Origin of the sequence: uncultured Massilia sp., from assembly GCF_913773735.1 — a bacterium.
Classification (GTDB): Bacteria; Pseudomonadota; Gammaproteobacteria; order Burkholderiales; family Burkholderiaceae_D; genus Telluria.
The window spans coordinates 58,379-73,127 of record NZ_CAJYEB010000014.1 but is presented as its reverse complement, the minus strand read 5'-3'; the positions used below and the strand labels follow the sequence as shown (position 1 = coordinate 73,127).

The 14,749-nt window shown below is 69.1% G+C and carries 14 protein-coding genes; 2 read left to right on the top strand and 12 right to left on the bottom strand.

Going from position 1 to position 14,749, the window contains the following annotated elements; genetic code table 11:
* Window positions 1-42: 42 nt before the first annotated feature.
* The 5 genes from QZ749_RS05570 to QZ749_RS05550 all read right to left on the bottom strand — a co-directional run bounded on the left by QZ749_RS05570 (window position 43) and on the right by QZ749_RS05550 (window position 4,116).
* Window positions 43-2,415 carry a methyl-accepting chemotaxis protein gene (locus QZ749_RS05570; RefSeq protein ID WP_296944249.1) on the bottom strand — a complete coding sequence of 791 codons (2,373 nt, stop codon included), beginning with the start codon at window positions 2,413-2,415 and terminating at the stop codon, window positions 43-45.
* 28 nt (window positions 2,416-2,443) lie between these two features.
* Window positions 2,444-3,022: a chemotaxis protein CheW gene (locus QZ749_RS05565; protein ID WP_296944248.1), complete on the bottom strand. Its 579-nt coding sequence runs from the start codon at window positions 3,020-3,022 to the stop codon at window positions 2,444-2,446.
* A 1-nt stretch (window position 3,023) separates the two neighbouring features.
* Window positions 3,024-3,392 carry a PleD family two-component system response regulator gene (locus QZ749_RS05560; protein WP_296944246.1) on the bottom strand — a complete coding sequence of 123 codons (369 nt, stop codon included), beginning with the start codon at window positions 3,390-3,392 and terminating at the stop codon, window positions 3,024-3,026.
* A 23-nt stretch (window positions 3,393-3,415) separates the two neighbouring features.
* Window positions 3,416-3,805 (bottom strand): PleD family two-component system response regulator, encoded by a 390-nt coding sequence (locus QZ749_RS05555; protein WP_296944244.1) that lies wholly within the window; start codon window positions 3,803-3,805, stop codon window positions 3,416-3,418.
* Between the two features lie 158 nt (window positions 3,806-3,963).
* Window positions 3,964-4,116: a rubredoxin gene (locus QZ749_RS05550; protein ID WP_029755924.1), complete on the bottom strand. Its 153-nt coding sequence runs from the start codon at window positions 4,114-4,116 to the stop codon at window positions 3,964-3,966.
* A gap of 148 nt (window positions 4,117-4,264) precedes the next feature.
* Here QZ749_RS05550 and QZ749_RS05545 point away from each other — a divergent pair, with 148 nt between their 5' ends.
* Both QZ749_RS05545 and hemL read left to right on the top strand, forming a co-directional pair.
* Window positions 4,265-5,086, top strand: a complete 822-nt coding sequence (locus QZ749_RS05545) for a bifunctional hydroxymethylpyrimidine kinase/phosphomethylpyrimidine kinase (protein WP_296944241.1) — start codon at window positions 4,265-4,267, stop codon at window positions 5,084-5,086.
* A 20-nt stretch (window positions 5,087-5,106) separates the two neighbouring features.
* Complete coding sequence (gene hemL, locus QZ749_RS05540; protein WP_296944238.1) at window positions 5,107-6,399, top strand: glutamate-1-semialdehyde 2,1-aminomutase; 1,293 nt, start codon at window positions 5,107-5,109, stop codon at window positions 6,397-6,399.
* Between the two features lie 79 nt (window positions 6,400-6,478).
* On the opposite strand, the gene QZ749_RS05535 is transcribed toward hemL, so the two are convergent.
* The 7 genes from QZ749_RS05535 to QZ749_RS05505 form a co-directional block, all read right to left on the bottom strand.
* Window positions 6,479-7,735, bottom strand: coding sequence for a PepSY domain-containing protein (locus tag QZ749_RS05535; protein ID WP_296944236.1), 1,257 nt, complete (start codon window positions 7,733-7,735; stop codon window positions 6,479-6,481).
* 55 nt (window positions 7,736-7,790) lie between these two features.
* A complete protein-coding gene (locus tag QZ749_RS05530) occupies window positions 7,791-9,992 on the bottom strand; it encodes a TonB-dependent siderophore receptor (protein ID WP_296944233.1) in 2,202 nt (733 codons plus the stop codon).
* A gap of 192 nt (window positions 9,993-10,184) precedes the next feature.
* Window positions 10,185-11,150: a magnesium/cobalt transporter CorA gene (corA, locus tag QZ749_RS05525; protein WP_296944230.1), complete on the bottom strand. Its 966-nt coding sequence runs from the start codon at window positions 11,148-11,150 to the stop codon at window positions 10,185-10,187.
* Window positions 11,151-11,262: 112 nt separating this feature from the next.
* Window positions 11,263-11,919 carry a hypothetical protein gene (locus tag QZ749_RS05520; protein WP_296944227.1) on the bottom strand — a complete coding sequence of 219 codons (657 nt, stop codon included), beginning with the start codon at window positions 11,917-11,919 and terminating at the stop codon, window positions 11,263-11,265.
* A gap of 249 nt (window positions 11,920-12,168) precedes the next feature.
* Complete coding sequence (gene mtgA / locus QZ749_RS05515; protein ID WP_296944224.1) at window positions 12,169-12,921, bottom strand: monofunctional biosynthetic peptidoglycan transglycosylase; 753 nt, start codon at window positions 12,919-12,921, stop codon at window positions 12,169-12,171.
* A gap of 18 nt (window positions 12,922-12,939) precedes the next feature.
* Window positions 12,940-13,770 carry a shikimate dehydrogenase gene (aroE, locus tag QZ749_RS05510; RefSeq protein WP_296944222.1) on the bottom strand — a complete coding sequence of 277 codons (831 nt, stop codon included), beginning with the start codon at window positions 13,768-13,770 and terminating at the stop codon, window positions 12,940-12,942.
* A 66-nt stretch (window positions 13,771-13,836) separates the two neighbouring features.
* Window positions 13,837-14,691: a TonB family protein gene (locus tag QZ749_RS05505; RefSeq protein WP_296944546.1), complete on the bottom strand. Its 855-nt coding sequence runs from the start codon at window positions 14,689-14,691 to the stop codon at window positions 13,837-13,839.
* Between the last annotated feature and the right edge of the window lie 58 nt (window positions 14,692-14,749).

Below are 14,749 nucleotides of genomic sequence, written 5' to 3'. Positions count from 1 at the left end.
GGCGAATACTCAAGCGGGATCATGCGGGACATGCAGCCGGCGTCAGGCGGCAACGCGGAAGCGCGACACCGAGTTCTTCAGCTCCTGCGCCAGCGCCGCCAGCGCGCGGATCGATTGCGCGGTCTGCTGGGTGCCATCCTGCGTCTGCCCGGTGATCGCCAGGATCTGCTGCATATTATGCGCCACGCCGTTGGCGGACGTCGCCTGCAGGCCGGCCGCGATCGACATGCCCTGGATCAGCTCCGCCAGGCGGTTCGACACGCGCGAGATGTCGGCCAGCGCGGCGCCGGCCGCGTCGGACAGGCGCGCGCCCTCGACCACGCCCTGCGTCGATTTTTCCATCGCGGCGACGGCGTCGTGGGTGTCGGTCTGGATGGTGCGCACCAGCGCGCCGATCTGCTTGGCCGCCTCGCCCGAGCGTTCCGCCAGGCGCTGCACCTCTTCCGCCACCACCGAGAAGCCGCGCCCCGCCTCGCCGGCGGACGCCGCCTGGATCGCCGCGTTCAGCGCCAGCACGTTGGTCTGTTCGGTGATGTCGGAAATGAGTTCGGTGATCTCGCCGATCTCCTGCGAGGATTCGCCCAGGCGCTTGATGCGCTTGCTGGTTTCCTGGATCTGCTCGCGGATCTCGCCCATGCCCTTGATCGCGTTCTGCACGGCGGTCGCGCCCTGCTCTGCCGCGGCCACCGACTGGCGCGCCACCTCGGCCGACTCCTTGGCCGAGCCGGACACCTCGTTGATCTCGCCGGCCATGCGCAGCACGGTGGCCGACACGTCCTGGATCTCGCGCGACTGGCGCCCCGCCGCGGCCAGCAGGCCGGTGGCGACGTCCTGGGCCTGGCTCGACGCGCCGTCGACCTTGCCGGCGGTGTCGATCACGCGCACCACCAGGCCGCGCAGTTCCTCGACCGTGTAGTTGACCGAGTCGGCGATCGCGCCGGTGATGTCCTCGGACACGGTGGCGTTCACGGTCAGGTCGCCGTCCGCCACTTCCTGCAACTCGTTCATCAGGCGCAGGATGGCGGCCTGGTTCTGGTCGTTGGTGGCCTTGGCCTCTTCTTCCTTGGCCTGGGCCAGCTGGCGCATCGCTTCCGCTTCCTGGCGCCGGGCGTCGGCGCCGCGGGTGCGGTTGCGCGAATCCTGCAGCATCACGCGCGAGATGCAGCCGGCCGTCGCCAGGGTGAACACCGACGCCGCCACCAGCAGCCAGAACCACGGGCTGGCGCCCTCGCCGGCGCGCAGCGCGCCCTGCAGCGCGGTCAGCTGGCGGCGCAGGTCTTCGTTGTCGCGGAAGATCGCCTGCTCGGCGGCCTTGGCGGCGGTGAGGTCGGACAGGTGGCCGAGGAAGTCGGCGATCACGCGCTGGCACACGTCGAACTTCGACTGCACCTCGGTCAGCCGGGCACGCAGGTCCGGCTCGCGCAGCGGCGCCAGGCCGAGCTGCGCGCTGCCGTTCAGCAGGCCGTCGACGGTGGCGCGGAACGTGGTGGTGTCGCGTCCCATCTGGAATGCGGTCTCGGAGGTGATGCCGCCCGAGGTCAGGAATTCGTTGGCGCTGCGCGACAGGCGCTGGGTCAGCATCATCAGGCGGCCCAGCGCCGCCAGTTCGCGCGCGCCGCCGCCGCGCGCGGTGCGCTCGGTCAGGATCTCCTCGGTCAGCGCCAGCATCTCGGGCGACAGGATGTCGAGCTGCTTGAGGCTCTTGTCGAAGCCGACCAGCTCGCGCTTCATCTTGAGGATGCTGATCGCGGCCGCGTCCGACTGCGCCCACTTGCCGCGCACGCGCGCCAGCTGCTGCGCCAGGTCGCCCGAGGCGGCCGGGATGTCCTGGTCGCCGTAGCCGCCGCCCTTGGCCAGCAGGGACAGGTCGCGCCCCAGTTCGCGGCGGCTGTCCTCGAGCTGGACGAAGGCGTCGGGCACGCCCTGCATCGCGTTCGGCGCGGCCTTGCCGACGCGCTGCGAGTGCATCAGCGCCTCGCTGGCGATCTGCACCTGGCTGGCGGCGACGGCGCCGCTGCCGGCATTGCGCCACAGCGACAGGATGGTCAGCAGGATGCCGGCCACGCAGGCCAGCAGCAGGATGCGCAGCTGGCGCGGCAGCGACAGGTGGCCGATCAGCGGCAGGCGCAGGTCGTCGTCGGGCACGCCCGCGCTCGCCGGCGCCGCCGCGGCCGGCGAGCGCCGCAGCAGGCCGCCCAGGCGCAGCGCGGCGTCGCTGGCCGAGCCGGACGGCTTGTGGGACGCCGCGCCCGCCGCATGGGTGGCCACATGGGTGGCCGCGTGGGCCACCGCCGCGGCCGGCGCGCCGGCGCCGAACTGGGTGTCGGGGGACGCCAGCACGGTGCTGGCGCCTTCGGTGTCGCCGTCCTTGCCCTTGGCGAACAGGTTCATCGTCAGTTTGGATGCGAATCCCATTGCAGCTCCAGTGCAGTAACCGTTGTCGTCATGCGCCGTCCGCCAGCCCGACCTGCAGGAAGCGCTCTTCGCGCACCAGGGCGGACAGGGACAGCGGGGTCCAGGCCTTGCCGTCGGCGTCGCGCAGGCGCGCGCCGTCCGGCGTCATGTCGGCCGCGTGACGCAGGCCGACCACGCGCCCGGCCAGCAGCGCGCAGGGAAAACCGAGGGCGGGGGCGAACGTCACCAGGCGCGCCGCGCCGGTGGCGGGCACGGGCGCGGGCGCCGGCCCGGCGGCGTCCGCCAGGTAGCGCGCCAGGTCGATCACGCCGACCAGGGTGCCGCGGACGTTGGCCAGGCCGAGGTACCAGGACCGTGTCAGCGGCACCGGCGCCAGCGGCGGCAGCGGGACGATCTCGCCGGCCTCGAGCAGGTCGAGCAGGTAGTGCACGCCGCCGATCTCGAGGCCGAGCTGGTGCGCGTGCGCGCCGTTGCTGGTGCGCGCGGCCTGCATGCGCTCGAGCAGGCTTTCCTGGTAGGCGCGCAGGCGCTGCCGGCGCGCGGCCGCGCCTGCGCCGGGGGCCGGTGCGCCGGGAGCGGACACGTCGCCGAGGTCGCCGGCCGCCATGTCAGGCGTCGATCGTGGCGATGCTGGCCAGCAGCAGTTGCGGGTCGACCGGCTTGACGAGGTAATCCCTGGCGCCCTGGCGCATGCCCCAGATGCGGTCGGTTTCCTGGTTCTTGCTGCTGCAGATGATCACCGGCACCGAGGACAGTTCCGGGTCGCGCGAGATCGCGCGCGTGACCTGGAAGCCGTTCGCTCCCGGCATCACGACGTCCATCAGGATCAGCTCGGGGCGCTCGGCGCGGATCTTGGCCAGCGCTTCCTCGCCGTTGACGGCGGTGGTCACGGAAAAGCCGTTGCGCACCAGGATGTCGGTGAGGTAGTAGCGTTCGGTCGGGGAGTCGTCGACAATCAGGATCTTGTGTATGGCCACGGCGGGCTCCGCATCGTTGTTCTTCATTGCGCCGGCGCGGCGTGCGCGCGCACGGCGGCCAGCAGGCTGTCCTTGGTAAACGGCTTGGTCAGGTAGGCGCTCGAGCCGACCATCGCGCCGCGCGCACGGTCGAACAGCCCATCCTTGGACGACAGCATGACGACGGGGGTGGCATGGAACCGGGCGCTCTTCTTGATCAGCGCGCAGGTCTGGTAACCGTCCAGGCGCGGCATCAGGATGTCGCAGAACACCAGCGCCGGATGATGGTCGGCGATCTTGGCCAGCGCATCGAAGCCGTCCTCGGCCAGCACCACCTCGTGGCCGGCCTGGGTCAGGAAAATCTCGGCGGAACGACGGATGGTATTGCTGTCGTCGATCACCATGATCTTCAAGCCTGTCGGTTGCGTCGTCATATTCGTTTCACTTCAGCATGAAACCGCACGATAGCACAGGGGTTGCGGCTTGTGCGCGAAGTGTTGCAATGAGTCAACTTGACCGGGACGGTGCGGGAATGCGGGTCATTCCCGCGCGTGTTGACTGGAGATTACCGTCCGTTGATTGAATGTTACGTTCAGATGGCCGTCATTTCAAAATCGTCCTTGCGCGCGCCGCATTCCGGGCACGTCCAGTTCATCGGAACGTCGGCCCAGCGGGTGCCGGGGGCGATGCCGTCGTCCGGCGCGCCGGCGGCCTCGTCGTAGACCCAGCCGCAGATCAGGCACATCCAGGTCTGGTAGGGCTGCGTTTCATTGCTCACGTCATGATTCCTTATGGTGTGGGGGACGGGAACGGCGCGGGCGGCGCGATGCGCTGTAGGTCTTTCGCCGTTCCCTCTAGTAAAATGGGAGGTCAGGTATCTTAATCTACCCGCTGTGCAAAACCAACCGTCCCCTCTCATCCTCACCTTCGGACCGGCCGACCCGGTCGGCGCGCTGGGCATCCAGTCGGATGTGGCCGTCTTCGCCATGCACGGTTGCCACGCGCTGTCCGTGGTGACCGGCCTGCTGGTGGCCGATTCCGCGCGCGTCGACGACCTGCAACCGGTCGACCACGCCCTGGTGGTGCACCAGGCCCGCATGCTGCTCGAGGACATGCCGATCGCCGCGATCAAGGTCGGCGCCATGGCCAGCCTGGAACAGGTCGCCGCGATCGCCGAAATCGTTTCCGACTATGCCGACGTGCCGCTGGTGCTGGACCCGTTCACCAGCGCCCTGCCCGACTGGGGCGTGCGCGACGACGACCTGCTGACCCTGCTGCACCAGCTGCTGGTGCCGCAGGCCAGCGTGCTGATGCTGTCGCAGCCGGAGCTGGCCCGCTTCGCCGACTGCTGGCGCGACCCCGGCACCGATGCCGCGCTGCCGGCGGACGTGGCGGAGCTGGCGGCCCTCGGCTGCGGCCACGTGCTGGTGACGGGCGTGGGCGGCGGGGACGGCGCGCGCACCGACAACCTGTACGACCGCGACGGCCAGGTCGCCGGCCTGCCGTGGCGCCAGCACCTGCCCGGCCCCTTCGTCGGCGCCGGCACCACGCTGTCGGCCGCGCTGGCCGCCGGCATGGCGCGCAGCGCGACCGCGGCCGACGCCCTTGCCGCGGCCCGGGGCTACGTCGACGGCGCGCTGGCGAACGCCTGCCGCTTCGGCATGGGCCGCCTGATTCCCAACAAACTGTTCCGCGCCCCCGGCGGGGCCTGCTGAACCCAGAACCGAGCCAAGCCATGACCGAATCCACTTCGAAAAACGATATCCTGTTCGCCCGCGCCCAGCAGACCACGCCGGGCGGCGTGAATTCCCCGGTGCGCGCCTTCCGCTCGGTGGGCGGCACCCCGCGCTTCATCACGCGCGCCGAGGGTCCTTATTTCTGGGACGCCGACGGCAAGCGCTACATCGACTACATCGGCTCCTGGGGCCCGGCCATCGTCGGCCACGCCCATCCGCAGGTCATCAAGGCGGTGCAGGACGCCGCCGCGCGCGGCCTGTCGTTCGGCGCCCCGACCGAGGGCGAGATCGAGATCGCCGAGGAGCTGTGCCGCCTGGTGCCGTCGATCGAGCAAGTGCGCCTGGTGTCCTCGGGCACCGAGGCGACCATGAGCGCGCTGCGCCTGGCGCGCGGCGCCACCGGCCGCGACAAGATCGTCAAGTTCGAGGGCTGCTACCACGGCCACGCCGACTCGTTGCTGGTGAAGGCCGGCTCGGGCCTGCTGACGTTCGGCAACCCGACCTCGGCCGGCGTGCCGGAAGACTTCGTCAAGCACACGCTGGTCCTCGACTACAACAACGTCCCGCAGCTGGAAGACGCGTTCGCCTCGATGGGCGACACCATCGCCTGCGTGATCGTGGAAGCCGTGGCCGGCAACATGAACCTGATCCGCGCCACCCCGGAATTCCTGGGCCGCATGCGCGAGCTGTGCACCGAGCACGGCGCCGTGCTGATCTTCGACGAAGTGATGTCGGGTTTCCGCGTGGGCCTCGGCGGCGCCCAGGAACTGTACGGCATCCGGCCGGACCTGACGGCGCTGGGCAAGGTCATCGGCGGCGGCATGCCGGTGGCGGCCTTCGGCGGCCGCGCCGACCTGATGGAAAAGATGGCCCCGGTGGGCCCGGTCTACCAGGCCGGCACGCTGTCGGGCAATCCGGTGGCCGTCGCCGCCGGCATGACCACGCTCAAGCTGGTGCAGCAGCCGGGCTTCTACGCGCACCTGGCGGCGCAGACGCAGAAGCTGGTCGATGGCCTGGCGGCGGCGGCCAGCGAAGCGGGCGTGGCGTTCTGCGCCGACGCCGTGGGCGGCATGTTCGGCATGTATTTCTCGTCGACGATCCCGGCCAGCTACGGCCAGATGATGGCCGGCGACAAGGCGAAGTTCAACAGCTTCTTCCACGGCATGCTGGACGAGGGCGTGTACTTCGCGCCGGCCATGTTCGAGGCCGGCTTCGTGTCGGCGGCGCACGACGATGCCGTCATCGCGGAAACGGTGGCCGCGGCGCGCCGGGTGTTCGCGCGCCTGGCGTAAGGGCGCACCCCGCGGCGCGCGCCCGCTTGACCGCGCCTGCGGGCGCCCCCCGCAGGGCCGGCCCGCCGCGGCCGGCCCGTCAGACCCGCCGCATCATGGGCCGGCGCTGCAGCGCCGCGACCCGGCGCGAGGCGCGCTTGCGCCACCATAGGATCACCCCGGTCACGCTCAGCATGGCGACGACGATGCCCATGAGCGAAATCAGTATGCGCCCGGGCAGGCCGAGGATGCGCCCGGAATGCAGCGGGAACTGGGCCTGCACGAAGATGTCGGCCGCCGTGCCCTTCCAGGGCTGGCGCTGGCCCAGCAGGCGGCCGTCGGCGCCGTCGTAGTACAGCAGTGCGGGGCCGACGCCGCCGGCGCCGTGGTCGTTGCCCGGTTCGTACAGGCTGACCATGTAGATGCCGAACTCCTGCGCATAATAGATGCTGCCGACCGGCTCGCGCCAGCCGCGCCGCCGCGCCTCGGCGCCCGCCCGTTCGACCACCTCGGCGAACGGCACGCGCGGCGCGACATAGTGCTGCTTGTCGGCCATCGGGCGGGTGTCGAACGGCGTCGGCGTCACCTGCGACACCTTGCGCATCACCGGATAGAACACTTCGTTGTACAGGTTCAGCGAGAACGCGGTAAACGCGAGGATGAACAGCAGGATCCACGTCCACAGGCCGAAGGCGCGGTGCAGGTCGAAATTCAGCTTGCTCGGTCCGCCCCGCCAGCGCACCTGCCACGCCGGCTGCCAGCGCCGCCACCAGCCCTTGCGGGTCTCGAACTGGCCCGCCTGCCTGCGCCGCACCGGCAGCGTCAGGTAGAAGCCGACGACGCTGTCGACCATCCACACCAGCGCGATGCCGCCCATCAGCCACAGGCCCCAGCGGTCGATGCCCCATAGCTCGGGGATGTGCAGCGTGTAGTGCAGGCGGTAGAGGAAGGACACGAAGGTCTCGCGGCTGATCGGCCACACGGCGCCCCACGCGCGCTTGCCCAGTTCCGCGCCGCTGACCGGATCCACGAACACCTGGTTGAAGCCGGGCCTGGTCAGGTCGCCGGTGGCGGGGTCGAAGCGCGGCGACACGCCCAGCGCCAGCGACTCGCCGGGTTGCGGATGCAGCGGCACGTAGGACACGCGGATGTCCGGATAGCGCGCCTCGACCTCGCGCGCCAGGTCGAGCGAGGGCTGCGCGCGGCCCGTCGTGCGCGCTTCCATCAGGTGCGGGTTGAGCACGTCGTCGAGCTCGTGGTCCCACGAGATGACGGCGCCGGTGACGCCGCTGACGAACAGGAAGCCCGCGGTCAGCAGGCCGAGATAACGATGGACCACGGTCCAGAATGCGCGCATGGCGACCTCGCGTTCAGGTTGGGCGTTTCCGCGACAGCGGGAGCGACGGCATGGATCAGAAGCGGTAGCGCAGCGTCAGCGCCGCCCGGCGCGGCGCCGCGTACGTCAGCGCGCCGTAGGCCGCGAACATGCCGAAGTGCTTCTTGTCGAACGCGTTGTCGATGTTCAGCTGGGCCGACAGCTGCTTGTCGAACTCGTAGCGCGCCATCAGGTTGACGAGGCCGAACGCCTCCTGCTCGATCAGGCCGCTGGTGCCGCCCGGGGCGTTCGGGTCGACCGTGTAGGTGCGGCCTTCCCAGTTCACGCCGCCGCCCACCGTCAGCCGGCTCCAGGCGTCCGGCAGGCGGTAGGTGGTGAACACGCGCAACAGGCGGCGCGGGTAGACGCTGTTCAGGTCGACGCCGTCGGCATCCTTGGCGCGGAACTGGGTGTAGCCGGCGCTGGCGTTCCAGCCGCGCGCCAGTTCGCCGGTCAGCTCGAACTCGACGCCTTCGCTCCTGGCGCCGGACGCGGCGCGGTAGTACGCCTCGGGGATCAGGGGACCGGCGCCGTCGCGGTCGACCGTGCCGGCGGCCTGGGCCAGCTTGTCCTGCTCGATCCTGAAGACGGCGAACGCGCCGTGCAGGCGGCCGTCCAGGAATTCGCCCTTCACGCCCGCTTCGTAGTTCTTGCCGACGATCGGTTCCAGGATGTTGCCGGCCAGGTCCTTGTAGTTCTGCGGCTGGAAGATGTCGGTATAGCTCGCATAGGCCGAGAAGGTGCGGTCGATGTCCCAGATCAGGCCGGCGTACGGCGTCACTTCGCTGTCGTGCCTGATCGAATAGGCGGCGGTGTACAGGCCATGGCCGGTCTTCTCGTAGTCGGTGACGCGGGCGCCGACGATCAGCTTGAGCGGGTCCGCCAGCGCGAACCGCGCCACGCCGTACAGCGCTTCCTGCTTCGTCGTGCCTTCCTCGTAGAAGCTCAGCGGGCCCCAGGCCGGCGTCGGGTAGGCGGCGCCGTTCCAGTGGTTGAAATCGCCCACCGACGGATCCTGGCTGCCGTAGTCGGCGGCGCGGCTGTCCGACGTGAAGTCCTGCTTCATGTGCATGTAGCCGAACGCCGCTTCGTGGCGGCGGCCGAACAGGTCGAACGGGCCGCTGGCGTACAGGCCGACGTCTTCCTTCTTCGTGCGCGTCAGGTAGGAGCCCGAGAAGGCGTTCATCCCCAGGCCGGTCGCGCGGTCGGGCACGCCCGACAGGTACAGCAGGTAGGAATCGGACTTGCGGTCGCCGTGGCTGTAGTTGGCGCGCACCGTCCAGCCGTTGTCGAACGCGTGCTCGAGGTTCACGAAGCCGTTGTCGTAGGTGGTCGGCCACCGGCTCCAGGAGGCGGAGGTCGTCTTCGACACGTCCCAGTCGATCTTGCCGCCGTCGGTGTACCAGTACGGCAGGCCGCCCCACATCGGGCTGTCCTGCCGGTTTTCCTGGCGGCCGAAGCCGGCCGACAGCGTGGTGGCGCGGCCCAGGTCGGCGTCGACCGTCGCGTACAGGGTATTGCTTTCCTTCTTCGCCAGGTCGACCCAGGTATCGCCCCCGGTGTGCTCGCCGACCACGCGCAGGCGCACCGAGCCGGACGTGTTCAGCGGCGAGGACACGTCGCCCATCACGCGCCGCTCGTTCCAGCGGCCGATGCCCGCCTCCACCGTGGCGGCCAGGGTCTTGCTGGTGGCGCGCTTGCGCACCAGGTTGATCGCCGCCGACGGGTTGCCGGCGCCGGTCATCAGGCCGGTCGCGCCGCGCACGACGTCGACGCGGTCGTAGATCGCCAGGCTGCTCGCCACTTCGCCGCCGCTCCACTGCTGCTCCCAGGTGGTCGGGATGCCGTCGATCTGCAGGTTGTCGATGTCGAAGCCGCGCGCCGTGAAGCCGGCGCGGTTGGTCTCGTACTGGTTGACCGAGACGCCGGTGGCGTTGTTGACGACGTCGGTCACCGACATCATCAGCTGGTCGTCCATGCGCTGGCGCGTCACGATCGTCACCGACTGCGGCGTCTCGCGCAGCGTCAGGTCCAGCGGGACGGCGGTGCTGTCCTTGCCGGCCAGGTAGGCGCCCGCGCCGTCCTTCACGCCGCTCACCCTGACCTGCTGGACCGGCCCCGGCGCGTCCGGCGCCTCGTCCGGCCCCGCGGCCTGCGCCGCCAGCGGGGCGGCGAGGCTGACCAGGAGGGCAAGGCGGTCGAGATTGAGGCGCCGGCAGGCGTGCGCGTGCTTGTTCATCGATGTTCCAGTTCGTCGTGTGTGAATGAGGACACGCTGTTCCTGTATCATGCAGGCAGCGTATTGAAAACACGAATGATAACAATTCTCATTCACATGTCAACATGCTTGAACATTCTTGCCATGCGCGAACGTATCGAGGGAGAGCGGGCATGCAGCGGAAATGCATGCCCATGCGGGCGGGGCGTGACGTTACTTGAGCCAGCCGCGGTGGCGGAAATACAGGAATGGCGCGATGGCGCTGACGACCATCAGGGACAACGACCAGCCGTAGCCGAACTTCCAGTGCAGCTCCGGCAGGAATTCGAAGTTCATGCCGTAGATGCTGGCGATCAGCGTCGGCGGCAGGAAGGCGACCGACGCCACCGAGAAGATCTTGATGATCTTGTTCTGGTTGATGTTGATGAAGCCGACGGTGGCGTCCATCAGGAAGTTCACCTTATCGAACAGGAACGAGGTATGGCCGTCCAGCGACTCGATGTCGCGCAGGATCTGGCGCGCCTCCTCGAACTGTTCCGAGTTCAGCAGGCGGCCGCGCATCAGGAAGCTGACGGCGCGCCGGGTATCCATCATGTTGCGGCGGATGCGGCCGTTCAAGTCTTCCTCGTGGGCGATCGCATTCAGCGCGGCGGCCGCGTCCTGGTCGGTGAATTCCTTCTGCAGCACGCGCTGGCTGACCGCCTCCAGGCTTTCGTAGATGCCTTCCAGCGCATCGGCCGAGTACTCGGCGTCGGTGGCGTACAGGTCGAGCAGCACGTCCATGTAATCCTCGATCGAGCCGGGACGCGAGCGCGCGCGCAGGCGCACCAGGCGGAACACCGGCAAGTCGTCGACGTGGACCGAGAACAGGACTTTCTTGGACAGGATGAAGGCGACGGTGACGATGCGCGACGGCCCGTCCTCTTCCTCGCGCAGGAAATCGGTGCGCAGGTGCAGGTCGCCGTTCTCGCCCTCGTAATAGCGCGCGGAGGCTTCGATATCCGATACTTCGTCCTCGCCCGGTAGCACCACGTCGTACTTGGCCTTGACCCAGGCGCGTTCCTCGTCGGTGGGATCGTTCAGGTCGACCCAGACCGCCTCAACGTTCTCCAGGTCGGCGCGCGAGGCGATCGGCACCTGGTTCAGTCGGCCATTTTGTAGGACAAATACGTTGATCATGCGCTCTTTCTTGGGCCGGATTCGGAAACAGCGCAAGTGTACCCGTAAGGCCAGAGACCGGCCACCCCAAAACAACATTTCGCCCGGCAAACAAGGCGCCCCGGGCCGTGGCTCAGGCCGGCGGAAGGAGGTGGCGGAACGTCGGCTCGATGTTTCTGGCGTGCAGGAAACGCACGATGTCTTCCAGCGTCGCGTCCTTCAACAGCAGGTCCTCCGGGAGCGCCCCGGGCAGGCGGGGCGACGGGCGGGGCGATGGCGCCGGCGCCGCTGCGGGCGCGGGCGGCGGCGACGGCGCCTGCGTCGGCGCGGCAGGCTGCAAGCGGTCGAAGGCGGCGTGCCACTGCGCCGCATCGATGGACTGCAGGCCTTCCAGGAAACCGACCTGCCCGGCCGCTGGCGGCGCCATGTCGAGGCCGGACTCGTCGGCGAACGAGGCGCCCATGCCGGGATGGATGAACGCGGCCCACTTGCCGGTGGCGGGATCCAGGCAGGGCGGCAGCGCGACCGGCGCGCCGATCGCATCGACGGGCAGGGCCAGCGCCGGATGGGCCAGCGCCAGCAAGTCCACGAAGCGACGCGCCTCGGCCGCCGCGACCGGCTGTTCCAGCGACAGCCACAGCACATAACCACCGGCGCTGGCCACGCTGACGGCCGGCGCCGGCAGGCCGAGCTCGTCCTGCAGCGCATTGGCGAGCGCACACAGGCGCTCCCAGTGTCCCATGTCCGCCCCGGCCACCGGACGGAACGGCAGCGCGATGGCACGCACCATCCCATCCGCCCCTGCCAGATCGACAGCCACGCACCCCTCCCCCTGCGGCACCGCCCTGCCGGGCATCAAATACAACCTTGTTAATTCCGAAACCAATTTATCCATTTACGTTCTCTCAAACCGGGGTCAGAGCCGGGGTCAGAGCCCGGTTTTTGGAAATGTCCGGTGACCAAAGCTCCGACCGTTTTTTGTACTTTCAGGAAATTGCCAAAATTCGGGCTCTGACCCCGGCTCTGACCCCGGTTTGATTTAGGGCAGGTCGGCGGCGCGCATGCGGCGCAGGACGATGCCGGTGCGGCGGGTCAGGTAGCTGGTGTCGCGGTGGCGGTCGTAGTAGCGCGGGTTCGGCAGCATCACGGCCAGGCGCGCGGACTGGGTGGCGTTCAGGCTGGCGGCCGAGGTGCGGTAGTAGTGGCGCGCGGCGGCTTCGGCGCCGAACACGCCGCGGCCGAACTCCACCACGTTCAGGTAGATTTCCAGGATGCGCTGCTTGCTCATCACCATTTCCAGCATGTAGGCGATGACCAGTTCCTGGCCCTTGCGCAGGTAGTTGCGCGAGCCGGACAGGAACAGGTTCTTGGCCAGCTGCTGGGTGATGGTGGAACCGCCGCCGACCACCTTGTGGCGCTTGTTGTTGCGCTCGTAGGCCTTTTCCAGCGCATCCCAGTCGACGCCATCGTGATCGACGAAGTTGGCGTCCTCGGAAGCGATCACGGCGCGCTTGAGGTTGTTCGAGATGCGCTCGTACGGCACCCACACCTGTTCCAGCTTCGCATCCGGATTGGTCGCGCGCAGCGCCGACAGTTGCTGGCGCATCATGCTGGTCGACGAGGGATCGAACTGCGTCCACCAGCAGATCATCAGGAAGAAGTACAGCTGCACCAGCAGCACGGCCAGCAGCGGACCGAGGAATATCCATTTCAGCCAGCGCCGGCCCCCGGACTGCGCCTTCTTCGCTTTCTTCGGCCGGGCGGCCGTTCCGGCCTTGAGCGCATCGAGCATGGTGGTCTTCTTGTCGTCTTATAGGGTGGAGCGCATCCGTTCCAGGACCGCCGACGTCGCCGGCCGCACGCCGCGCCAGCCGAAGAAGGCTTCGGCGGCCTGTTCGACCAGCATGCCCAGGCCGTCGCGGGTCGCCGCGCCGTGGCGGGCGGCGAATGCCATGAACGGACTCGGCAATTTTCCGTACATCATATCCAATGCCAGCGTGCCTTGGCAAAACGCCGCGGCCGGCACCGGCGGCATGGCCGCGGACAGGCTCGCCGACGTCGCGTTGACGACCACGTCGAACGGCGCGCCGCTCCCCGCGATGTCCTCGAAGCCGCAGGCGACGACCTGGCCGGGCGCGGCGTGGCCGGCGAACTGCGCGGCCAGCGCGTCGGCCGTGGCGCGCGTGCGGTTGGCGATGACGATGGCGGCCGGTCCCTGCTGCAGGAACGGCAGCACGACGCCGCGCGCCGCGCCGCCCGCGCCCAGCAGCAGCACGCGCCGGCCCGCCAGCGCCACGCCGGCATTGCGCACGATGTCGGCCACCAGGCCCGCCCCGTCCGTGTTGTCGCCGACGATCTCGATGCCGTCGAAGCGCAGCGTGTTCACCGCCCCCGCCAGGCGCGCCCGCTCCTCCAGCCGGGTGGCGATGGCGGCGGCCTCCAGCTTGAACGGCACGGTGACGTTGGCGCCGCGGTAGCCCTGCGCCACCAGGGCGCGCACGGTATCGGCAAAGCCGTCGAGCGGCGCCAGCCGGCGTTCGTAGGCGATGTCCTGGCCGGTCTCGCGCGCAAAAGCGGCATGGATCTCGGGCGATTTGCTGTGGGCGATCGGGTTCCCGATCACGCAATATTTATCTGTCATGGCACCTCGAATACATCAAACCGGGGTCAGAGCCGGGGTCAGAGCCCGGTTTTGGGAAATTTTTTTTTACGCGCCATCGCCGCGCAGTTCCGCCTGCAGCTTTTCCTCGCGCGTGAAGCGGAAGCGGGTGATCACGATCCACAGGTCGTCCTTGTCCGAGGAACGCATGTTCGCCGGGAACTTGCCGAACGGCGCCGCGCGGCGCACGATGGCCAGCGCGGCGCGGTCCAGCGCCGGGTTGCCGGAGCTGCGCTCGATGCGCGGACCGCCCTCCTTCTCGTAGATGGCGCCGTCCTGGAAGATCGGGATGTAGACGATCAGCTCGCCGTACAGCTTGCGCCCGTCCTGCTGCGGGAAGTTCAGCGTGCCGGTTTCCTCGACCCGCTTCTGCATCGCCTTGTAGTACATGGCGTAGCCGGCCTCGCGCGTGCTGGGGCTGATGAAGGTCTTGCGCGGGCGCTTGTTCTCGTCCGAAATGCGCTGGGTGATCTCGGCCGTCATGCGCGCGATCGCGTGGGTGCTGTCGACGTCGTCGGCGCCGTTGCGGGTCGGGTCCGGCTTGGCGCGCTCGGCCACCGGCGCGGCGTTCAAGCGCGACGCCCGGGTCTGCGTCAGGATGTTCTTCTGCTGCTGCTCCAGCTCGGCGATGCGGCGCTGCAGGCCCTTGATGCTGTCGCCGTCCTCGACCTTGCGCAGGTCCGGCAGCGGCGACTGGGCGCGCCCGGACTCGGCGTTGCCGCCGCCGTCCAGGTTGGCCTGGGCCAGCGCCTCGGCCTTCAGGGGCGCGCGCTGGTGCTTGGCGTTGACGAGGATGACTTCCAGTCCCGGATCGGCCGGCTGCAGCCGGAACGCGTCCGGCGCCGCGAAGCGGACCGCCAGCAGGCAGGCATGCGCCAGCACCGAACAGGCGATGGCGATCATCAGGGGACGGTTGTGGCGAAGGGTGTTCACGCGCTGCGGGGTGGGACGGTTGGTGTCA

What these genes read in the sequence shown, in the direction of transcription:
- QZ749_RS05565 (WP_296944248.1), bottom strand. Translation starts at nt 3,022, where the DNA reads ATGGCGGCCGGCGACCTCGGCGACGTGTCCGCTCCCGGCGCACCGGCC.
- hemL (WP_296944238.1), top strand. Translation starts at nt 5,107, where the DNA reads ATGACCGAATCCACTTCGAAAAACGATATCCTGTTCGCCCGCGCCCAG.
- QZ749_RS05570 (WP_296944249.1), bottom strand. Translation starts at nt 2,415, where the DNA reads ATGGGATTCGCATCCAAACTGACGATGAACCTGTTCGCCAAGGGCAAG.
- corA (WP_296944230.1), bottom strand. Translation starts at nt 11,150, where the DNA reads ATGATCAACGTATTTGTCCTACAAAATGGCCGACTGAACCAGGTGCCG.
- QZ749_RS05530 (WP_296944233.1), bottom strand. Translation starts at nt 9,992, where the DNA reads ATGAACAAGCACGCGCACGCCTGCCGGCGCCTCAATCTCGACCGCCTT.
- QZ749_RS05505 (WP_296944546.1), bottom strand. Translation starts at nt 14,691, where the DNA reads ATGATCGCCATCGCCTGTTCGGTGCTGGCGCATGCCTGCCTGCTGGCG.
- QZ749_RS05535 (WP_296944236.1), bottom strand. Translation starts at nt 7,735, where the DNA reads ATGCGCGCATTCTGGACCGTGGTCCATCGTTATCTCGGCCTGCTGACC.
- QZ749_RS05555 (WP_296944244.1), bottom strand. Translation starts at nt 3,805, where the DNA reads ATGACGACGCAACCGACAGGCTTGAAGATCATGGTGATCGACGACAGC.
- mtgA (WP_296944224.1), bottom strand. Translation starts at nt 12,921, where the DNA reads ATGCTCGATGCGCTCAAGGCCGGAACGGCCGCCCGGCCGAAGAAAGCG.
- aroE (WP_296944222.1), bottom strand. Translation starts at nt 13,770, where the DNA reads ATGACAGATAAATATTGCGTGATCGGGAACCCGATCGCCCACAGCAAA.
- QZ749_RS05550 (WP_029755924.1), bottom strand. Translation starts at nt 4,116, where the DNA reads ATGTGCCTGATCTGCGGCTGGGTCTACGACGAGGCCGCCGGCGCGCCG.
- QZ749_RS05520 (WP_296944227.1), bottom strand. Translation starts at nt 11,919, where the DNA reads ATGGTGCGTGCCATCGCGCTGCCGTTCCGTCCGGTGGCCGGGGCGGAC.